Source organism: Camelimonas lactis, from assembly GCF_004342915.1.
Classification (GTDB): Bacteria; Pseudomonadota; Alphaproteobacteria; order Rhizobiales; family Beijerinckiaceae; genus Camelimonas; species Camelimonas lactis.
The window spans coordinates 76889-94942 of sequence record NZ_SLWL01000004.1 but is presented as its reverse complement, the minus strand read 5'-3'; the positions used below and the strand labels follow the sequence as shown (position 1 = coordinate 94942).

At 69.4% G+C, this 18054-nt stretch carries 21 protein-coding genes; 20 read left to right on the top strand and 1 reads right to left on the bottom strand.

What is annotated here, in order from left to right:
- Nucleotides 1–24: 24 nt before the first annotated feature.
- From EV666_RS06455 to EV666_RS06415, 9 genes are all read left to right on the top strand, one after another.
- Entirely contained in the window at nt 25–837 is an 813-nt protein-coding gene (locus tag EV666_RS06455) for a lytic murein transglycosylase (protein ID WP_245514259.1), read from the top strand.
- 836 nt (nt 838–1673) lie between these two features.
- A complete protein-coding gene (locus EV666_RS18185) occupies nt 1674–1943 on the top strand; it encodes a hypothetical protein (RefSeq protein WP_165909914.1) in 270 nt (89 codons plus the stop codon).
- Nucleotides 1867–3192 (top strand): DNA-packaging protein, encoded by a 1326-nt coding sequence (locus EV666_RS06445; RefSeq protein WP_132004872.1) that lies wholly within the window; start codon nt 1867–1869, stop codon nt 3190–3192. Before EV666_RS18185 ends, EV666_RS06445 begins: the two co-directional genes overlap by 77 nt.
- A 63-nt stretch (nt 3193–3255) precedes the next feature.
- On the top strand, nt 3256–4452 hold the full coding sequence (locus EV666_RS06440) for a phage portal protein (RefSeq protein ID WP_132004869.1): 1197 nt from the start codon (nt 3256–3258) through the stop codon (nt 4450–4452).
- A 108-nt stretch (nt 4453–4560) separates the two neighbouring features.
- Nucleotides 4561–5403 carry an SMI1/KNR4 family protein gene (locus EV666_RS06435; RefSeq protein WP_132004866.1) on the top strand — a complete coding sequence of 281 codons (843 nt, stop codon included), beginning with the start codon at nt 4561–4563 and terminating at the stop codon, nt 5401–5403.
- 39 nt (nt 5404–5442) lie between these two features.
- Nucleotides 5443–5628 (top strand): hypothetical protein, encoded by a 186-nt coding sequence (locus EV666_RS06430; protein ID WP_132004863.1) that lies wholly within the window; start codon nt 5443–5445, stop codon nt 5626–5628.
- A 191-nt stretch (nt 5629–5819) separates the two neighbouring features.
- Entirely contained in the window at nt 5820–6068 is a 249-nt protein-coding gene (locus EV666_RS06425; RefSeq protein WP_165909913.1) for a hypothetical protein, read from the top strand.
- Between the two features lie 2 nt (nt 6069–6070).
- Nucleotides 6071–6592: an HK97 family phage prohead protease gene (locus tag EV666_RS06420; protein WP_132004857.1), complete on the top strand. Its 522-nt coding sequence runs from the start codon at nt 6071–6073 to the stop codon at nt 6590–6592.
- A 221-nt stretch (nt 6593–6813) separates the two neighbouring features.
- Nucleotides 6814–8073, top strand: a complete 1260-nt coding sequence (locus EV666_RS06415) for a phage major capsid protein (RefSeq protein ID WP_132005357.1) — start codon at nt 6814–6816, stop codon at nt 8071–8073.
- Nucleotides 8074–8088: 15 nt separating this feature from the next.
- Here the strand turns inward: EV666_RS06415 and EV666_RS06410 are convergent, their stop codons facing one another.
- Complete coding sequence (locus tag EV666_RS06410) at nt 8089–8856, bottom strand: S1 family peptidase (RefSeq protein ID WP_132004854.1); 768 nt, start codon at nt 8854–8856, stop codon at nt 8089–8091.
- 113 nt (nt 8857–8969) lie between these two features.
- Between EV666_RS06410 and EV666_RS06405 the strand changes: the two genes are divergently transcribed.
- The 11 genes from EV666_RS06405 (at nt 8970) to EV666_RS06355 (ending at nt 18040) form a co-directional block, all read left to right on the top strand.
- Nucleotides 8970–9533 (top strand): head-tail connector protein, encoded by a 564-nt coding sequence (locus tag EV666_RS06405; protein WP_132004852.1) that lies wholly within the window; start codon nt 8970–8972, stop codon nt 9531–9533.
- 11 nt (nt 9534–9544) lie between these two features.
- Entirely contained in the window at nt 9545–9883 is a 339-nt protein-coding gene (locus tag EV666_RS06400) for a head-tail adaptor protein (protein WP_165909912.1), read from the top strand.
- Complete coding sequence (locus EV666_RS06395; RefSeq protein WP_132004846.1) at nt 9880–10326, top strand: DUF3168 domain-containing protein; 447 nt, start codon at nt 9880–9882, stop codon at nt 10324–10326. The genes EV666_RS06400 and EV666_RS06395 overlap by 4 nt, the downstream gene beginning before the upstream one ends.
- Nucleotides 10327–10340: 14 nt before the next feature.
- Nucleotides 10341–10754: a phage major tail protein, TP901-1 family gene (locus EV666_RS06390; protein WP_132004843.1), complete on the top strand. Its 414-nt coding sequence runs from the start codon at nt 10341–10343 to the stop codon at nt 10752–10754.
- An 11-nt stretch (nt 10755–10765) separates the two neighbouring features.
- The gene (locus EV666_RS06385; protein WP_132004840.1) at nt 10766–11224 is read left to right on the top strand and encodes a gene transfer agent family protein; all 459 of its coding nucleotides are present in this window, start codon (nt 10766–10768) and stop codon (nt 11222–11224) included.
- A complete protein-coding gene (locus EV666_RS06380) occupies nt 11224–11388 on the top strand; it encodes a phage tail assembly chaperone (protein WP_132004837.1) in 165 nt (54 codons plus the stop codon). Before EV666_RS06385 ends, EV666_RS06380 begins: the two co-directional genes overlap by 1 nt.
- Nucleotides 11389–11512: 124 nt before the next feature.
- A complete protein-coding gene (locus EV666_RS06375) occupies nt 11513–12028 on the top strand; it encodes a phage tail tape measure protein (protein WP_245514276.1) in 516 nt (171 codons plus the stop codon).
- A 16-nt stretch (nt 12029–12044) separates the two neighbouring features.
- The gene (locus EV666_RS06370; RefSeq protein WP_132004834.1) at nt 12045–12683 is read left to right on the top strand and encodes a DUF2460 domain-containing protein; all 639 of its coding nucleotides are present in this window, start codon (nt 12045–12047) and stop codon (nt 12681–12683) included.
- A 21-nt stretch (nt 12684–12704) separates the two neighbouring features.
- Nucleotides 12705–13601, top strand: coding sequence for a DUF2163 domain-containing protein (locus EV666_RS06365; protein ID WP_132004831.1), 897 nt, complete (start codon nt 12705–12707; stop codon nt 13599–13601).
- A complete protein-coding gene (locus tag EV666_RS06360) occupies nt 13598–14065 on the top strand; it encodes an NlpC/P60 family protein (RefSeq protein ID WP_132004828.1) in 468 nt (155 codons plus the stop codon). The genes EV666_RS06365 and EV666_RS06360 overlap by 4 nt, the downstream gene beginning before the upstream one ends.
- A 27-nt stretch (nt 14066–14092) precedes the next feature.
- The gene (locus tag EV666_RS06355; protein ID WP_132004825.1) at nt 14093–18040 is read left to right on the top strand and encodes a baseplate multidomain protein megatron; all 3948 of its coding nucleotides are present in this window, start codon (nt 14093–14095) and stop codon (nt 18038–18040) included.
- The last annotated feature ends 14 nt before the right edge of the window (nt 18041–18054 follow it).

Below are 18054 nucleotides of genomic sequence, written 5' to 3'. Positions count from 1 at the left end.
GAGCGACAGATGAACTTCGGAAGCATGAGAGGTTTGGCAATCGCGGCGCTGGCCGGAGCCGGCATGACCCTGGCGGCCACCGCCGCCAGCGCCGCCCAGTGCGGCAACGGTCCTGAGGGTTTCGGCGCCTGGCTGGCCCAGTTCAAGCAGGAGGCCGCCGCGGCCGGCATCCGCCCGGCCGTCATCAACGCCGCGCTCGGCGACGTGGCCTATGACCGGCGCGTCATTGGCCTGGATCGCAACCAGAAACACTTCAGGGTCAGCTTCGAGAAATTCATCGCCAACCGCGTCAGCCCCGGCCGCATCGCCAAGGGCCGGCAGATGATGCAGCGGCACGCCAGCACCTTGCGCCGCATCGAGCAGCAATACGGCGTGCCCGGCGAGATCGTGGTGGCGATCTGGGGCATGGAGACGGACTACGGCGTGGTGCGGGGCAATACCCCGGCCTTCCGCGCCCTGTCGACGCTGGCCTATGACTGCCGCCGCTCCAGCTTCTTCACGCGGCAGCTCATGGACGCCCTGCGCGTCGTGCAGCGCGGCGATCTGAGCCCGCAGCAGATGCGCGGCGCCTGGGCCGGCGAGATCGGCCAGGCGCAGTTCATGCCCTCGGCCTACTACAACTACGCGGTGGATTACGATGGCAACGGCCACGCCGATCTCATCAACAGCTCTGCCGACACCCTGGGCTCCATCGCCAATTACCTGCGCGGTCACGGCTGGTCGCGCGGCGCCGGTTACCACCCCGGCCAGCCGAATTTCGCGGTGATGCGCGAGTGGAACAAGGCGGAAGTCTATGCAAGGGCGCTCGGTTATTTCGCGGACAAGCTGAAAAACTGAGCCAGCGCCCGACCCGCCGCGTATCGGTCAAGCCGGACGGCGCATGCGCTTTTCAGGGCCCGGATGCGCGCCCATCCTGGCCCTGGCAGTAGCCGCCAAAAGGTCCCCCAAAGGGACGCGATAATAAATTATGGGAAAATTGTCCTTGACAATCGCACGCTGTCGGGATAAGGTTCATCCATGCTCAGAAATTGTAGCTGAAGCGCTGATGTTGCAGCGTCAGGGCTGAGGCGGGCGCTTCGTTCCGGTTCCGGTCGTCTCCGGCTGGCCATTGGATCGGGAGCGCGTGCGCCAGTTTTTCAGGTATTCGTGTTGAACCGCGCCATTGGCGCGGTTTTTTTATTGTCGTGACGCGCCGATTTGGCCGACTTTTTCACCGGAAACCTGGAGGCCTGATGGATATGGGAGGCGGGGGAACGGGACCTTCTGGCCGCGCCGCGCCGGCGTCGCCAAGGATGGCGGTCGGACCGGCGGCGCGAAAGCGCCGGAGCCGGGGGCGGACCAGACGGGCGGCGCCATCAGGCGTAGCGGCGGCTGCCGGCAGGCGTCCCGCGCCGGGCCTGACCGTCGCACAGCTGCTCGTCTGCCGCCAGCGCTTCGAGGCTGGCGAGGCGACGCTGGCGGGGCTCGCCGCCGAGTTTGGGGTTCCGGCCCGCCGGTTCAGCGCCATTCGCAAGGAGCAGCAGTGGCGGGCTCCGCCGCCGCGTTCCAGGCGCCGGGCGGGGAGGGGAGCGCCTGCCGGGGTCGGGCATGCGCCTGGCGGAGAAACGTCATACGCGGCAGGGGCGACCCGGCCAGAGCTTGTGGCGCGGCTCTGGGCCGCCGCCGGGCGCCATATGAACGAAATCGAAGCCGCCCTGGCGGCGGAGCCTGGCGATGGCGCCGCCCGCGAGCGCGAGGCGAAGCTGATGGCCATGCTGGTGCGGGTGGCCACTGGCCTCGCCGCGCTGGAGCGCGCCATCGCCAGCGAACCTTCAGGCAAGGGAGGCCAGGGCGATGACGCCGGCGCGGGACTGCCTGACGATGCCGATGGATTCCGTCGCGAGCTTGCGGCGCGCATTGCTGCATTGCGCCGACGCGGGGCTGCTGACGACGTTTCTGGATGAACTGCCGCCCGAGGTTCTGGCGCGCCTCGCCGCCGACTGGCCGCTGTTCGCCAGGGCCGACCAGATGCCGCCGCCAGGTGACTGGAACATCTGGCTGATGATTGGCGGGCGCGGCGCCGGCAAGACCCGCGCCGGGGCCGAATGGGTGCGCGGCATGGCCCTCGGTCTGCCGCCCTTCGCCACGACGCCCGCAGGGCGCATCGCTTTGGTGGGCGAAACCTACGCCGATGTGCGCGATGTGATGATCGAGGGCGTCTCGGGTCTGCTGTCCCTCGGAGGGGCCGCCCGGCCGGCCTGGTCGCCGGCGCGGCGCCGGCTGGAATGGCCCAATGGCGCTGTCGCCCAGGCCTTTTCCGCCGAGGACCCGCAGGGACTGCGCGGTCCGCAGTTCGAAGTCGCCTGGTGTGATGAGCTCTGCAAATGGCGCAACGCCCGGGAAACCTGGGACATGCTGCAATTTGGCCTGCGCCTTGGCGTCCGTCCGCGCCAGCTGGTCACCACCACGCCGCGGCCCATGCCGCTGCTGCGCGCCCTGATGGCCGACCCCCGCGCCGTGCTGTCGCGGGCCCGCACCCGGGACAACGCCGCCAATCTGGCTCCGGCGTTTCTGGAGGCGGTGGTTGGCCGCTACGCCGGCACGCGGCTGGGGCGTCAGGAGCTGGATGGGGAACTGGTGGAGGAACGCTCCGACGCCCTGTGGTCGCGCGGCGCCATCGAGGCGGCGCGGGTCACGCTGGCGCCGCCGTTCGTTCGCCTCGTCGTGGCCATTGATCCGCCCGCCAGCTCCGGCCGGCGCGCCGACCGCTGCGGGATTGTCGCGGCGGGGCGGGATGCTGATGGCGTGATCCATGTGCTGGAGGACGCAACCCTGGCCCGCGCCACGCCCGCCGCCTGGGCCGCCCGCGCCATCGCGCTCTATCACCGGCATGTCGCCGACGCGCTGGTGGTGGAAGTGAACCAGGGCGGCGAGATGGCGACGGCGGTGCTGCGCCAGTGCGACGCCGCCGCGCCGGTGACGCCGGTGCGGGCGACGCGCGGCAAATATGTGCGCGCCGAGCCGGTCGCCGCCCTGGCGGAACAGGGGCGGTTGAAATTCTGCGGAGTTTTCCCCGAACTGGAAGACGAACTTTGCGATTTCGGGCCGGACGGCCTGTCCGGCGGGCGCTCGCCCGACCGGATGGACGCCATGGTCTGGGCCGTCACCGCCCTGATGGGCGATGGCGCGCCGCCACGCATCCGGTCCCTGTGACGTCGGGCCCGGTTCGCGCCGTCTGAATCCGCAGCAGAATCCGTTACATACAGGGAGCATGCCATGCCGCGTCTGTTGCGCCGGTTGCTGGATCGTTTTTCGCCGGCGCCAGGGGCGCCCCTGGCCGGAGCGGCGGAGCGGCGGTCGGCGACCGCCGGCGCGTTCGTCGCCTGGTCCACGCCGGGGAGGCCGGTGTGGTCGGCGCGTGATTGCGGCGCCTTCGCGAAGGAGGGTTTTCAGGCCAACGCCATCGCCCACCGCTGCGTGCGCCTGGTCAGCGAAGCGGCCGCCTCGACGCCCCTGCTGCTCTATGACGGGCGGCGTGAACTGACCAGCCATCCGCTGCTCGATCTGCTGGCCCGGCCCAACCCGCACGAGGGCGGCGGCGTGCTGATGGAGGCGATCTACGGACATCTGCTGGTGGCGGGCAACGCCTATGTGGAGGCGGTGCAACTCGACGATGTTCCGCGCGAACTCTACGTCCTGCGGCCTGATCGCATGCGCGTTGTCCCGGGCGCGGATGGCTGGCCCGAAGCCTGGGAATACACGGTGGGCGGGCGCAGCGTGCGGTTCCGGCGGGCCGCCGGGCGCCTCAGCCCCATCCTGCATCTGAAGCAGTTCCACCCCGCCGACGACCATTACGGCTTCTCCGCCATGGAGGCCGCGGCGACGGCGCTGGACCTGCACAACGCCGCGTCCGCCTGGAACAAGGCGCTGCTCGACAACGCGGCCCGCCCGTCTGGCGCGCTGGTGTATTCCGGCGCCCAGGGCGCGGGCCTGAGCGACGCCCAGTTCACCCGGCTGCGGGCCGAGATGGAGGCGCAGTTCCAGGGCGCCGCCAACGCCGGCCGGCCTCTGCTTCTCGATGGCGGCCTTGACTGGAAGCCGCTGTCGCTGACGCCAAAAGACATGGATTTCATCGAGGCGCGGGCTGCGGCGGCGCGGGAAATCGCTTTGGCCCTTGGGGTGCCGCCGCTGCTGCTGGGACTGCCAGGCGACAGCACTTACAGCAATTACGCCGAGGCCAGCCGCGCTTTCTGGCGCCAGACCGTGCTGCCGCTGGCGCGCCGGACCGGCGCCAGCCTGGCGCACTGGCTTGCGCCGGCATGGGGCGGCGACCTGCGCCTGGAGCCGGACCTGGACGCCATCGAAGCCCTGTCGACGGAGCGGGAGGCGCTCTGGCGGCGGGTCAATGCGGCGTCGTTCCTGAGTGATGGCGAAAAACGCGAGGCCGTGGGCTATGGATCTGACCGGTCATGATGAATATACAACAGTATTTTTCTAAGGTATTAATCTTTTTTACATAAGTTGATTTCATGAAATGATCTGTTAATGGATCATTGTTGATGTATAAATTTGGGGTGTTGAATGAGCGTTGTCTTGTTTCTTGCTGGGGCGTCCGGTGATTGTGGCCGGCGTGAACTGGCCAATTGCTGCAACGGGTTTCGCAATACGCCGCCGGGCTGGGTGTGGCGCGAGCAGGGGCCAGGCGGCGCGCTAAACCTTGCGCCGGAAGACGCCTGGCGTCGCCAGGGCCGGCTAGGCGCCGCGCCGCCGCCGCCACCCCGGCAGGAGGACGACGCGCTTTTCTGCCCATCGGATGACGCGATGCGCCGGCAGCTGGAGCAGATCGCCGCTGGCGGCGTTTTCGGGCGACCAGCGACGTTTCAGGAGATCGGCGCCTTTGAGAACGCCTGCGGCGCGCCCTTGCCGCGCGATTATGTGGAGTTTCTGCGGGCAGGCCAGTTCACCGCCCAGATTGCCCGGTTTTTTGACGCGCCGGACGCGGATGGCGGGTTTGACGCGCTGCAATGTTTCTTCGGTTTTGGCCTCCCGTGGTCGACCTGCAACCTGGACTATGTGCGCCAGCTGTATGCCGGCGGCGCGCCGGACGGCGTGATCCCGATCGCCGGCAATGGCGCTGGCGATTATGTCTGTCTGGATCTGCGCGGCGGCGACACCGCCCGTCAGGCTCCGGTTGCATTGTGGCGCATCGACCATTTCTGGCGCGCCGGCGAATGGCGGGAGCAGGATTTCATACCGCTGGCTGAGAGTTTTTCTGCTTTCGTCCTGGGGCTTCGCCAGGCGCCGCGTCGGGCCGCCGGCGACGGGAATGCAGCGCGCCAGCCGCCCTCCAGCCAGCGCGCTCCCTCGCATGTGGCGGCGCCCCCTCTGACCTTTGGGCCATTGCTGGGACGCTGGTCGGCGTAATCATCGTTATCTGCTTCAGTATTGGGAAAGGAACCGGCGATGGGATCAGTTCTCGACGCGTTCATTTCCCGCGCCGATCTGGCAGACCTTGCGTTGTTGCTATGGGCTGTTGGCGTCACAGGCCTGTTGCTGGCCGCAATGCAGCAACTGGGGGCCGCCAACCGTCGCTTTGATCTGTTTGTTCAGGAGCTGGCGCGTTTCAACCGTCGTTTTGGCGGCGAATAGGAAATCGCCTGACGAAGACGCGCGCATCAGCGCCGTGAAAAGTCCAAACACCGCCTGACCATGGACGATGTATCCCGCGCATCGCCCATTGGCCATCGCCAATCGTTATTTCGACGCATTTGTCCGGCGCGATGGAGAAGGTCCGCTCCGCCGGGAATGTGATGAAGATGGGGGGACTGATGGTGAGAAGATTGAAGTTGGCCGCCCGGGCCGTATGCCGTCGCGCCGATGCGACCGGCTGGCCCGCGGAACAGCCACGGTTCACGGCTATCTCCGCCGGCTGGGGGCGCAGCCGCAAACAACATGAGCCGGGCGCCGCCGTGGAGGTGATCGCCACCTTCGTTGGCGTGCTGAGTCGCCTCGACGCGGCCCGCGCGGCCAACCATCCGGCCTCCCCCGGGGAAGCTGCGGCCGCCGTCAGGACTGTCGCGGAGGCTTGAACATGGGTGTTCATATAGCGCAGGACGTTACCCCTGACGGGACTTTTTCCGGCTACGCCAGCCTGTTCGAGGTCCCCGATCTGGGCGGCGACATCATCCAGCGCGGCGCTTTCGCGGCCAGCTTGGGCCGTCGCGGGGCGGGACGCGTGCGGATGCTGTGGCAGCACGACGCCGCCCAGCCGCTGGGGCAGTGGCTCGATATCCGTGAGGACGCGCGGGGCCTGCGCGTGCGCGGCAAGCTCAATCTGGCGGTGCAGCGCGCCCGCGAATTGCAGGCCCTGATGGCGCAGAAAGCCGTCGACGGCCTGTCCATCGGCTTTCACGCCGTGCGCGCCAGCCGGGACGGGCGCAACGGCCTGCGCCGGCTGCTGCATGTGGACCTTTGGGAAATCTCGTTGGTGACCTTTCCGATGCAGCCGGCCGCGCGCGTGATGGACACCCGTGGCGACCGGGCGCTGGAACAGGGGCTGCTCGCAAGCATCAGGCGCATGTCCGGCGCCTTGCAAGGCGCCGCCTCAGGCTGACCCTGAACGGCCTGGGCTTTCCAGCGCGCGAATGCGTCGCCCCTGGAGAGGGAGCGAAAACGGCGGCGTTGTCGCGTCGGGCATGGGGCCCGGTTCGCGGCCCGTTCGCTGTAACAGCTTTCCTCAACCGCCGGCTGCTCGCCGGCGGTTTTTTGTTGCCCGCACGCATCCATTTGCAACCCTTGAACCCTGATGATGGAGTGGTCATGACCGCAATCGCCATGCCGGAGCAGACGCCCAGGATGGAGCGCAAGGCTCTTGACGGCGCGCCGCCGTCGCCGGACGTCGCGCAGGCTTTCGAGGAGTTTTCCCGCAATTTCGCGGCGTATCAGGAAGCGAATGACGCCCGGCTGCGCTCGCTGGAAAAGCGCGCCGGGGATGTGCTGCTGGAGGAAAAGCTGGCGCGCATTGATGCGGCGCTGGACGAGAGCCGCCGTCGCCATGATCGCGCCGCCCTCGACAGCGCCCGCCCCATGCTGGGGGCGGCGGCAGAGGGGGCGGACCCGCTTGAACGCCAGCACAAATCGGCTTTCGCCGCTTATGTGCGCAGCGGCGAGGCGGCCGGCCTCAAGCAACTGGAAACCCGCGCCCTGTCGGCCGGTTCCGGCCCCGACGGCGGCTATCTGGCGCCCGTGGAGGTCGAGCGCGACGTGCTCGGTCGCCTGGCGGCGCTGTCGCCAATCCGCAGCGTCGCCTCGGTGCGGATGATTTCGTCCGGGACATACCGGAAGGCCTTCTCTACCACCGGTCCGGCCGTCGGCTGGGTGGCCGAGACGGCGGCCCGACCCCAGACCGACGCGCCGGTGCTGGCCGAGCTGAACTTCCCGGCCATGGAATTGTACGCTCAGCCGGCGGCCACCCAGACCCTGCTCGATGACGCCATCGTCGATATCGACCGCTGGATCGCCGAGGAGGTGGAGCAGGCTTTCGCGGAGCAGGAAAGCGCCGCCTTCGTCAATGGCGACGGCGTCGCCCGGCCGCGCGGCTTCCTGAATTCACCCAAGGTCGCCAACGCCAGCTGGGCCTGGGGCAGCCTCGGCTTCGTCGCCACGGGCGCGGCCGGCGCCTTCGCCGCCAGCGACCCCTCTGACGCGCTGGTCGATCTGGTGTACGCCCTGAAGGCCGGCTACCGCCAGAACGCCGCCTTCGTCATGAACCGCAAAACCCAGAGCCTGATCCGCAAGTTCAAGGCCAGCGACGGCAGCTATCTGTGGGCGCCGCCGGCGACGGCGGGCGGCGCGGCTTCCCTGCTCGGCTTTCCGCTGGTGGAGGCCGAGGACATGCCGGATGTGGCGGCGGACAGCTTTTCAGTCGCCTTCGGCGACTTCCGGCGCGGCTATCTGGTGGTCGACCGGGCCGGCGTGCGGGTGCTGCGCGATCCCTACAGCGCCAAGCCCTATGTGCTGTTCTACACCACCAAGCGCGTCGGCGGCGGCGTCCAGGACTACGACGCCATCAAGCTGCTGAAGTTCGCGGCCTGAGCAGGGCGCCCCGCCTCAGCGCCAGCCGGCGCTGAGGCCCCAGCCGGCCAGGGTTTCGTCGATCCAGTTGCGTTGCGGAGCCAGCAGCACGCCTTGCGTGGTCTGGCCGCAGGGAGCCGACCCAGCGCCCTTCGACCAGCTGGTGACAGCGACGACCTCGCCATCCATGGCGGAGATGGGGCCGCCCGAGTCGCCGGCGCAGGCCCCGGCGCTTTTGCCCTTCGGCGCGCCGATCCACAGCAGGATCTTGCCCGGCCCCCACGGTTCCACCACCGGCGCGGCGACGGAGCGGAAACGGCCGTCCGCTGGCTGCCGGCCGACGGAGCCATAGCCGCCGACGTTGACCGTGGCGCCGGCGCGCGGCTGCGGCCCGACCGAGAGGGCCGCCGGGACAAAGCGCGATGGCAGCGGCTGCGCCAGCCGCACCAGCGCCATATCGACCGACTGGCGGCGCTGGCGGATGGCGTCCTTCACATAATCCGGATGGGTGACGGAGGCGGTGGGCGTCAGCAGCACCGGCTGGCCGTTTTCCATGTAGTGCACCCGGTGCTCGCGCGTCGGATCGGCGCAATGCGCCGCCGTCAGCACCGCGCGGGGCGAAACGACCACGCCGGAGCAGACGGCGCCGCCAGCGCCCAGCACCATCACCGCGGCGGCGCTGGCCGGCCCGCTATCGACCGCGCCGCCAATGATGGCGTGCGCCGGCGCCGGCGCCAGCAGCAGCGCCAGAACCAGGACGCCGGCGCGCCGGGAGCGGCAAGCGTGGGAACGGTGGGCTCGCATGGTTCGTCTCGCACGTTCTTCCCGACCAGGGATGAGGCGTTCCAACAGAAATTCGTGGCTGCAATCCAGGCTATGCGCCTGGGGAAGCCAGCCTTTGCGACGGGAGGTGAAGCATGAACCTGATGCTTGTCAACGGCCCCGCCGTCGAACCGGTGACGCTCGACGACATGAAGCTTTACCTGCGGCTCGACGGCGACGCCGAGGACGCGCTGGTGACGGCGATGATCCGGGCCGGCCGCATGACCGTGGAGGCGGCGACCCATCTGGCGCTGCTCGAACAGGTGTGGCGCATTCGCCTCGACGCCTGGCCCGCCGCCGGCATTGTCGCGCCGCCCATTGGCCCGCTGCGCCGCATCGAGGCGGTGCGCCTGGTGTCGCGGGCGGGTGAGGCCGCCGCGCTCGACGTCGCGGGGTTTCGCGCCGATGCGGGCGCCGGGATGATCGCCATGCCGGCAACGCCGCCGCAGCTGTCTGGCGGTCACGTCGAGATCGATGTGAGCGTGGGTCATGGCGTGGCGGCGTCCGATGTGCCGGAGCCGTTGCGCCTCGCCGTGCGGACCATGGTCGCCTGCTGGTTTGATAACCGGGGCGAGGCCCCGGCGCCGCGCGGCGCGTCGTTGCTGCCCGATGCGGTGCGCGCCCTGCTGGCGCCGTTCCGGCCCATAAGGCTCGTATGAATGAGGCTCGCATGAACGCGACTGGCGTCAACGGCGGCGGTTCGCGGCGCCGTCGCATCATCATCGAGCAGGCTGTCGATACGCCAGACGGCGCCGGCGGATTCAGCCGTGTCTGGAGCCCTCAGGCGGCCGTCTGGGCGTCGTTTCGCCTGATCCGCGCCGCGCCGCGCGACATGGCTGACCGGCCAGCGCTGGCGGTTGTGTGGAGCGTGCGCCTGCGCTGGCGCGATGATCTCGATGGAACCCGGCGGCTGCGCGATGGCGCGCGGATTTTCACCATCCTCGGCGGCGGCGATCCGGACGGGCGAAAGGCGTGGCTTGATGTGCGCGTCGAGGAGGAAACGGCATGAACGGGGCGGAGCCTGGTGATGACGGGACGATTTTTTCCCCGGTTCTGGCGCTGCGCGTCGCGGTTCACGCCGCCCTGACGGCGGATGCGCCGCTGGTCGCCATGCTCGGCGGCGCCCGCGTCTACGACGCCGCGCCGCGCGGCGTCTCCGGCCTTTACGTAGTGTTCGATGGGGCGACCGCCCGTGACCGCTCGGCCGGATCGCAGCGCCGCGAGAGTCATGAATTCAGCCTGACCGTCTGGTCGCGGCCGGGTGGACCCCGGCCGGCGTTGGAAGCCGCGGCGCGCATCCGGGCGCTGCTGGATGATGCGGACCTGCCGCTGGCCGGCCATCGTCTGGTGTTGCTGCGCGTTGCCCGCGAGGACGTGCGTCGCGATCCGCAAAGCGGCCTGCCGCAGGTGCGGCTGACGCTGACGGCCATCACCGGGAATGGGGTCACCTGAAACAGGAGCACGGGATGGGAGCGCAAAAGGGCAAGGATCTGCTGCTGAAGATCGCCGGGCCAACGCCCGGCGTTTTCATGACGGTGGCCGGCTTGCGGGCGCGGCAGATCGCATTCAACGCTGACGCGGTGGATGTGACCAACGCCGAATCCAGCGGCCGCTGGCGTGAATTGCTGGCCGGCGCCGGGGTGCGGCGCGCCGCCGTCAGCGGCGCTGGCGTCTTTCTCGACGAGGCCAGCGACGCGCTGGTGCGCGAGGCGTTCTTCGCCGGTGACATCCGCGCCTGGCGCATCGTCATTCCCGGCTTCGGGAGCATCGACGGGCCGTTCCAGATCACCGCCATGGAATATCGCGGCGAACACGCGGGCGAGGTGACCTTCGACCTCGCCCTGGAATCCGCCGGCGCGCTGGCGTTCACACCGGTCTGACAGGGGGCTTCATGTCTGTTTCGATACAGCCTTTGGCGGCGGGTTTCCTGGCGTTCCGCCATTCGGGCAACCGCCGGCGCGGCGAGGTGGTGGCGACCATCGGCGGCCAGCCGGTGCGGCTGCGTCTGACGCTTGGCGCCCTGGCCGAACTGGAAACCGCCTTTCAGGTCGACGATCTGGCGCAACTCGCCGCCCGCTTTGGCCGGGGCGCGCTGTCGGCGCGCGATCTGCAGGCCATCGTCACCGTGGCCATGCGGGGCGCCGGGCGTTGCGTCACCGACGCCGAAGCGGCTGATCTGCCGGTGGCTGGCGAATTGCCTGGCCTGGCGCGCGCGGTTGCCGAACTGCTGGCGCTGACCTTCGGTGATCCTGACGCGGCGCGCGCCGCGGCGCCGGAGGAGGGGCCAGAGCGCCCTTTTGTCCGGCGGCTGCTGATCCGGACGCGCGGCCTTTTCCCTGGGATGCGGTGATGGCTTTCGGCCTTGGCCGGCTTGGCCTTGCGCCCGAGGCCTTCTGGGCGATGACGCCGCGCGAACTGGCCGCCGCCATGCGGGGGACGGGAGAGACAGGCCCCACCCCCGATGCGCCGGCGCGCGCCGATTTCGCCGGTTTGACCGCGGCGTTCCCGGACTGATTCCCCGCAAAAATGGAGGAACTGCATGGCGGATGATCCAGACATGGGCCCAGGAGGGCAGGGCTCCTCCTGGGATATCTCGGCGGTGCAGGACGCCGCCGAGGCGTTCCGCAATCTCGATGACATGGCCCGCCGGGCTGGGGGCGCCATGACGGCGGCGTTTGCCAGCGGCATGGCGGGTGGCAAAAGCCTCGATCAGGTGCTGGTCAACCTTGGCGCGCGCCTCAGCAACATCGCCCTCAACGCCGCGCTGAAGCCGCTGGAGGGCGCCCTGGGCTCCGGGCTCGAATCCCTGGTGAAAACCCTGGGGGCGAGCCTTGGCGGCGTCACCGCCAGCGCCAAAGGCAATGTGTTCTCGGGCGGCCGTGTGCAGCCATTTGCGAAAGGCGGCGTCGTCGCCGCCCCGACCTTCTTCCCCATGACCGGCGGCGTCGGGTTGATGGGCGAGCAGGGCGCCGAGGCGATCATGCCATTGAAGCGCGGCGCCGATGGCCGGCTTGGCGTGCAGGCGGCCGGTGGCCGGCCGGTCAATGTGACCGTGAACATCGCCGCCCGCGACGTGGAAAGTTTCCGCGCCTCGCGGGCGCAGGTCTCGGCCGCCGTGGCTCGCGCGGTGGCGCGCGGCCAGCGGGCCATGTGAGCCGAAGGGGGCCTGCATGGCTGATTTTCATGAGGTGCGCTTCCCTGTCGATGTGGCGCTGGGCGCGCGCGGCGGACCGGAGCGCCGCACCGATATCGTCACGCTCGGCTCCGGCCGCGAGCATCGCAACGCCCGCTGGGCCGACTCCCGCCGGCGTTATGACGCCGGTTACGGGATCAAAACCCTCGACGCGCTGGCCGGGGTGGTGAGCTTCTTTGAGGAGCGTCGCGGCCGCCTGCACGGTTTCCGCTGGCGTGACCGGCTTGATGATCGCAGTTGCGCGCCCTCCATGGCGCCGTCCGCTGTTGATCAGGCGGTGGGCGTTGGCGACGGGGCGCAGACGACGTTCCAGCTGGCGAAAACCTATGGCGGCGGCTTCGCGCCCTGGACGCGGAGCATCCGCAAGCCGGTCGCCGGCTCGGTGCGCGTCGCCGTCAATGGCGTGGAGGCGTCGCCTGCCGTGTTCGCCGTTGACCACGCCAGCGGTCAGATCGCCTTTGCCACCGGGAGCGCGCCACCGGCGGGCGCCAGCGTCACCGCCGGCTTTTTGTTCGACGTGCCGGTGCGTTTCGATACCGACGTGCTGGACATCGATCTGGCCTCCTTCGCCGCCGGGGACATTCCGTCGATCCCGGTGGTGGAGATTCTTCCCTGACATGACTCACGAGGAGGCGTCATGCGCGCTGTTCCCGAAGGCTTCGCTGCGCGCCTTGCCAGCGAGACGACGACGCTTGCCCATTGCTGGCGGCTGGCCCGTGCTGACGGCGTTGTCCTTGGCTTCACCGACCACGACCGCGATATCGCTTTTGGCGACGTGGTTTACGCGGCGGCGACCGGGCTTGAGGCGGCCGAACGCACGGCGGAGCTGGGGTTCGCCATCGGCGGCGGGGAAGCGGCGGGCGTCCTGACCTCCGCCGCCATCACCGGCGACGACATCATGGCCGGCCGTTACGACGGCGCCCGCGTCGAAATCTGGCTGGTGGACTGGCGCGAGCCACAACATCGCCTGCTGCTCGACGTCGGCGGCATTGGCGAGGTCAGCCGCAGCGATCATGCCTTCACAGCCGAACTGCGCAGCGTCATGCACCGGCTGGATGAAACCCGCGGCGGCGTCTATCGCGCCGCCTGCGCCGCCGACCTTGGCGACGCGCGCTGCGGGGTCGATCTTGACCGCCCCGGTATGCGCGCCGCCGGCACGGTAGCGGAGCCGGGTGACAGCCGCAGCAGCTTCCGCTGCGACGGCCTCGCCGGCTACGCCAGCGGCTGGTTCACGCACGGCCGGTTCGTCTGGACCTCGGGCGCCAACGCCGGCGCCGTTTTCGCGGTGAAGCAGCACCACGCCCTGGCTGGCGTCGTTGCACTCATGTTGTGGGGCGAAACCGTGCAGCCGGTAGCGGCCGGCGACGCCTTTACTGTCACCGCCGGTTGCGACAGGAGCCTGGAAAGCTGCCGCGACCGTTTCGCCAATGTGGCGAACTTTCGGGGTTTTCCGCACATGCCCGGCAATGATTTCGCCATCGGTCGCGGCGCCTCGGGCCGGGGCGCCATGGATGGCGGGAGCATGTTCCGGTGAGCGCCGGCGATAATCCCACGGCCGACGCTGTCCGCGTCGCGGTCGTGCGCGAGGCCCGGCGCTGGCTTGGCGCGCCGTATTTGCATCAGGCGTCGCTGCGCGGCGTTGGTTGCGATTGTCTGGGGCTGGTGCGCGGCGTCTGGCGCGAGATTTACGGCGCCGAGCCCGAGACCCCGCCGCCTTACGCGCCCGATTGGGCCGAGGCCGGCGGCCAGGAGAGCTTCCGCGACGCCGCCCGGCGGCACTTGCGCGAGATCGCGCTGGATGAGGCCGCCGCCGGCGACGTGCTGCTGTTCCGCTTCCGGCCTTACGCGCCCGCCAGGCACTGCGCCATCCTCACCGGCGGAGGGCTGATGATCCACGCCCACGACGGCGCGGTGGTGACGGAGGTCGCGCTCACCCGCTGGTGGCGACGTCATGCGGCGTATGCCTTCGCCTTTCCTGATTTGCCCGCGACCCGCTGATGCAATCAAACCCGATGGGAGACTGTCATGGCGACGCTGGTGTTACAGGTGGCGGGCGGAGCCATGGGCGCGGCCGTGGCCGGGCCGGCTGGCGCCATTGCCGGGCGGGCGCTTGGCGCGCTGGCGGGCAGCGCCGTCGATTCCAGTCTGCTGTCCGCCCTGGACGGCCGCAAGGCGACCGCCGCGCCGGCCCTGACCGATGTGCCCGGCCTCACATCCACAGAAGGCGCTCCGATTCCGAAGGTTTACGGGCGCGCGCGGATTGGCGGGCAACTGATCTGGGCGACGCGGATCGAACGCGTCGCCAGCTTTTCGTCGGCCCGCAGCGGCGCCGGCGGCAAGGGCGCCCTGTCCGACGCGGGGAGCGGCGCGGATCAGACCTGGAGCTATTTCGCCAATCTCGCCGTGGGTCTGTGCGAGGGGCCCATCGCCTTTGTCCGCCGCGTCTGGGCCGATGGCGATGAGCTGGACCTGGCGACGGTGACCATGCGCATGCATGCCGGCGCGGCTGATCAGCAGGCTGATCCGCTGATCGTCGCGAAGGAGGGCCCCAGCGACGCGCCGGCCTATCGCGGCCTGGCCTATGTGGTGTTCGAGCGTCTGCCGCTGGCCGATTTCGGCAATCGCATTCCACAGTTTTCGTTCGAGGTGGTGCGACCGGTCAACGGCCTGTGCGCCATGATCCGCGCCGTCGATCTGATCCCTGGCTCCACCGAATATGGCTACGATCCGCTCTGGCGCGTGCAAACGCCTGCCGAGGGCGTCAGCGCGCCAGAAAATCGCCATCAGTTGCATGGGCCCACCGACATCGCCGCCTCGCTCGACGCCTTGCAGGCCCTGTGCCCCAATCTGCAACGCGTGGCCTTGGTGGTCAGCTGGTTCGGCGACGACCTGCGCGCCGGCGACTGCTCCATCGCTCCGCGCGTCGAGCGCCACGACAAACCGGCCACTGGCGATCCATGGATGGTCAGCGGCGAGGCCCGCGCGTTGACCCGCCCGGTGAGCCTGATCGACGGCCGGCCAGCCTATGGCGGAACCCCGTCCGACGCCGCGGTGATCCGCATCATTCAGGAACTGGCCGCGCGCGGGCTCGCCGTGACGCTTTATCCCTTCGTCATGATGGATATCGCGCCTGGCAATGGCCGGGCCGACCCACGCAATCCCGGGAGCGAGCAGGCGCCGTTTCCCTGGCGTGGCCGCATGACCTGCCATCCGGGGCCGGATGTGGCCGGGACGCCGGATGGATCGGCGGCGGCGGCGGCGCAGGTGGCGCGTTTCTTCGGCGACGCGGCGCCGGAAGAATTCACGCCGTATTTCGCCACGGTGGTGTTTTCCGGCGCGCCGCAATGCAGCTATCGCCGCTTTATCCTGCACTACGCGGCGCTCGCGGCGCTGGCCGGCGGCGTCGAGGCTTTCGTCATTGGCTCGGAATTCGTTGGGTTGACGCGGGTTCGCGGCGCCGCGGGTTATCCGGCGGCGGAGCAGTTCGCGGCGCTGGCCGGGGACGTTCGCGCCGTGCTCGGCGCCGGCTGCAAGCTGGTTTATGCGGCGGACTGGACCGAATATGGAGCCCATGTGCGCAATGGCGGCGCCGACGTGGATTTTCCCCTCGATGTGGTCTGGGCTTCCCCGCACATTGATGCGGTCGGCGTCGACTATTATCCGCCGTTCTCTGACTGGCGTGACGGCGCCGGCCATGCGGACGCCGGACTGGCTGGCAGCGTCTACGATCTGGATTATCTCACCGGGCAACTGGGCGCGGGCGAGGCGTTCGACTGGTATTACGCTTCCGGGTCCGACAGGGCGGCGCAGGTTCGCTCACCCATCGTCGATGGCGAATGGGGTAAGCCATGGATCTATCGCGCCAAGGATCTGGTTGGCTGGTGGAGCAATCCGCACCTGCGCCGCGCCGGCGGTGTCGAGATCGGCCCCACGGCCTGGGTTCCGGCCGGCAAACCCATCTGGCTGACCGAGATCGGCGTGCCCGCCGTCGACAAGGGAACCAACGGCCCCAACGTCTTTCCCGATCCCAAGTCGTCGGAGAACGCCGCGCCGCCATTCTCGCTCGGCTTTCGCGATGATCTCATGCAAATGCGCGGCGTGCAGGCGATTATCCGCCGCTTTGACCCCGCCTTTGGCGCGAACGACGGCTGGAACCCGGTTTCGCCTCTCTATGGCGGGCGCATGGTCGATCCATCGCGCATTTACGTCTGGGCGTGGGACGCGCGACCGTTTCCAGCGTTCCCGGCCATGTCCGGTGTTTGGGGCGACGCCGCCAACTGGGGCTGCGGCCACTGGCTCACCGGCCGGCTGGAGGGCGTCGAGGTGGCGGCGCTGCTGCGCCAGATGCTGGTGGATTTTGGCGTCGGTGATCCCGACGCGCCTGTCGGCGCCGTTGAGGTGGACGGCTATCTCGACGGCTATGTAGTCGATCGGCCGATGTCGGCGCGTGAAGCGTTGCAGCCCCTGTGCGATCTGTACGGTTGCCAGGCCGCCGTCAGCGGCGGAACCGTGCGGTTTTGTGGCCCTTCGGGCGCGATCTCGGCCTGGTTCACGGCGGACGATCTGTTCCCCGATGACGATGGCGCGCCATGGCTGCTGACCCGGGCCCAGGAGAGCGAGTTGCCGCGTGAGGCCCGCATCGGCTTCACCGATGGTGACGGCGATTATCGTCGCGCCGCCGCCACATCACATCGACTCGCCGGTTTCAGCCAGCGCGCCGCGGCGGCGGACGTGCCGGCGGTGACCCACCGCGGCGCGGCGCAACGCCTGGCTGACATCTGGCTGCAACGGCTCTGGCAGGCGCGTGACCACATCAGCCTTCGCATCTCGCCAAGGTCTTTGGCCCTTGAGCCTGGGGACGTGATCGCCGTGGCCATCGACGGCCTGTGGCGGACCTGGCGCATTACCCGCATCGTCGATGGCGCCTGCCGCGCGCTGGAGGCCGAGGCCATCGCCCTGACGCTGCCGGACGGCGCCGGCGCTCCCTGGCGGCCCACGGCGCGCCCGTCGCCGCCGCTGCCGGGGCCGCCGCTGGCGCTCGCCCTCGACCTGCCGGCGGCGCTGGCCCAGCCTGAGCCGTTGCAATATCTGGCGGCCTTTGCCGACCCATGGCCGGGAACGCTGGCGGTGTGGCGCTCGGCCGACGGCGGGCATTTCGATCATGTTGGCCAGATCGCGGCTCCCGCCATGGCGGGACGGACCACCACGCCGCTACCGCCGGGGCCGCTATGGCGTTTTGACCACGTCAACGCCTTTACGGCGGTCATTCGTGGCGGCGCGATCGCCTCCGTCGATGACGCCGCCCTGTTCGGCGGCGCCAATATGTTCGCGCTGCTGGATGACAGCGGTCTGGCGGAAATTCTTGCGGCCGGCCGCGTTGAACTGGTTGGCGAGGCGGACCAGGGCGGGAGAATGTGGCGCTTCAGCCGGCTGCTGCGTGGCCTTGGCGGCAGCGAGTCGACGGCGGCGCGCCTGCTGCCGCCAGGCGCCAGGATCGTCGCGCTCGACCGGGCGTTGACGCCGCTGACCAGCGACCTGAACGATCTTGGTCGCACCATGCGCTACCGGGTGGGACCTGCCGGCCATGACCATGGCGACGGAGCCTTTCAGGAGCTTGTGGCGGTGCCCTCGGCGCTGGCGCTACGGCCGCTTGCGCCCGTGCACATCCGGGCGCGGCGTGGGCCGGAAGGCGTTCTCATCCGTTTCGTGCGCCGCAGCCGCCTGCTTGCCGACGCCTGGGGCGAAACTGAACCGCCGCTGGGCGAAGCTTTTGAACGCTACGACATCGATATCCATGTCGGCGACGGCGTGAAACGCACCCTCAGTGGCGATGCGCCGGCGATCCTTTATCCGGCCGCGGCGGAACTGGCTGATTTCGGCGCGGCCCAGGCGACGCTTGATCTCGCCGTCATGCAGATCAGCGCTGTCGCCGGGCGTGGTTTCCCCGCGCGCGCGATTGTCACGATTTCCTGAAACCTTTGCGGAGT

What these genes read in the sequence shown, in the direction of transcription:
- EV666_RS06455 (WP_245514259.1), top strand. Translation starts at nt 25, where the DNA reads ATGAGAGGTTTGGCAATCGCGGCGCTGGCCGGAGCCGGCATGACCCTG.
- EV666_RS18185 (WP_165909914.1), top strand. Translation starts at nt 1,674, where the DNA reads ATGAACGAAATCGAAGCCGCCCTGGCGGCGGAGCCTGGCGATGGCGCC.
- EV666_RS06445 (WP_132004872.1), top strand. Translation starts at nt 1,867, where the DNA reads ATGGATTCCGTCGCGAGCTTGCGGCGCGCATTGCTGCATTGCGCCGAC.
- EV666_RS06440 (WP_132004869.1), top strand. Translation starts at nt 3,256, where the DNA reads ATGCCGCGTCTGTTGCGCCGGTTGCTGGATCGTTTTTCGCCGGCGCCA.
- EV666_RS06435 (WP_132004866.1), top strand. Translation starts at nt 4,561, where the DNA reads ATGAGCGTTGTCTTGTTTCTTGCTGGGGCGTCCGGTGATTGTGGCCGG.
- EV666_RS06430 (WP_132004863.1), top strand. Translation starts at nt 5,443, where the DNA reads ATGGGATCAGTTCTCGACGCGTTCATTTCCCGCGCCGATCTGGCAGAC.
- EV666_RS06420 (WP_132004857.1), top strand. Translation starts at nt 6,071, where the DNA reads ATGGGTGTTCATATAGCGCAGGACGTTACCCCTGACGGGACTTTTTCC.
- EV666_RS06415 (WP_132005357.1), top strand. Translation starts at nt 6,814, where the DNA reads ATGCCGGAGCAGACGCCCAGGATGGAGCGCAAGGCTCTTGACGGCGCG.
- EV666_RS06410 (WP_132004854.1), bottom strand. Translation starts at nt 8,856, where the DNA reads ATGCGAGCCCACCGTTCCCACGCTTGCCGCTCCCGGCGCGCCGGCGTC.
- EV666_RS06405 (WP_132004852.1), top strand. Translation starts at nt 8,970, where the DNA reads ATGAACCTGATGCTTGTCAACGGCCCCGCCGTCGAACCGGTGACGCTC.
- EV666_RS06400 (WP_165909912.1), top strand. Translation starts at nt 9,545, where the DNA reads ATGAACGCGACTGGCGTCAACGGCGGCGGTTCGCGGCGCCGTCGCATC.
- EV666_RS06395 (WP_132004846.1), top strand. Translation starts at nt 9,880, where the DNA reads ATGAACGGGGCGGAGCCTGGTGATGACGGGACGATTTTTTCCCCGGTT.
- EV666_RS06390 (WP_132004843.1), top strand. Translation starts at nt 10,341, where the DNA reads ATGGGAGCGCAAAAGGGCAAGGATCTGCTGCTGAAGATCGCCGGGCCA.
- EV666_RS06385 (WP_132004840.1), top strand. Translation starts at nt 10,766, where the DNA reads ATGTCTGTTTCGATACAGCCTTTGGCGGCGGGTTTCCTGGCGTTCCGC.
- EV666_RS06380 (WP_132004837.1), top strand. Translation starts at nt 11,224, where the DNA reads ATGGCTTTCGGCCTTGGCCGGCTTGGCCTTGCGCCCGAGGCCTTCTGG.
- EV666_RS06375 (WP_245514276.1), top strand. Translation starts at nt 11,513, where the DNA reads ATGGCCCGCCGGGCTGGGGGCGCCATGACGGCGGCGTTTGCCAGCGGC.
- EV666_RS06370 (WP_132004834.1), top strand. Translation starts at nt 12,045, where the DNA reads ATGGCTGATTTTCATGAGGTGCGCTTCCCTGTCGATGTGGCGCTGGGC.
- EV666_RS06365 (WP_132004831.1), top strand. Translation starts at nt 12,705, where the DNA reads ATGCGCGCTGTTCCCGAAGGCTTCGCTGCGCGCCTTGCCAGCGAGACG.
- EV666_RS06355 (WP_132004825.1), top strand. Translation starts at nt 14,093, where the DNA reads ATGGCGACGCTGGTGTTACAGGTGGCGGGCGGAGCCATGGGCGCGGCC.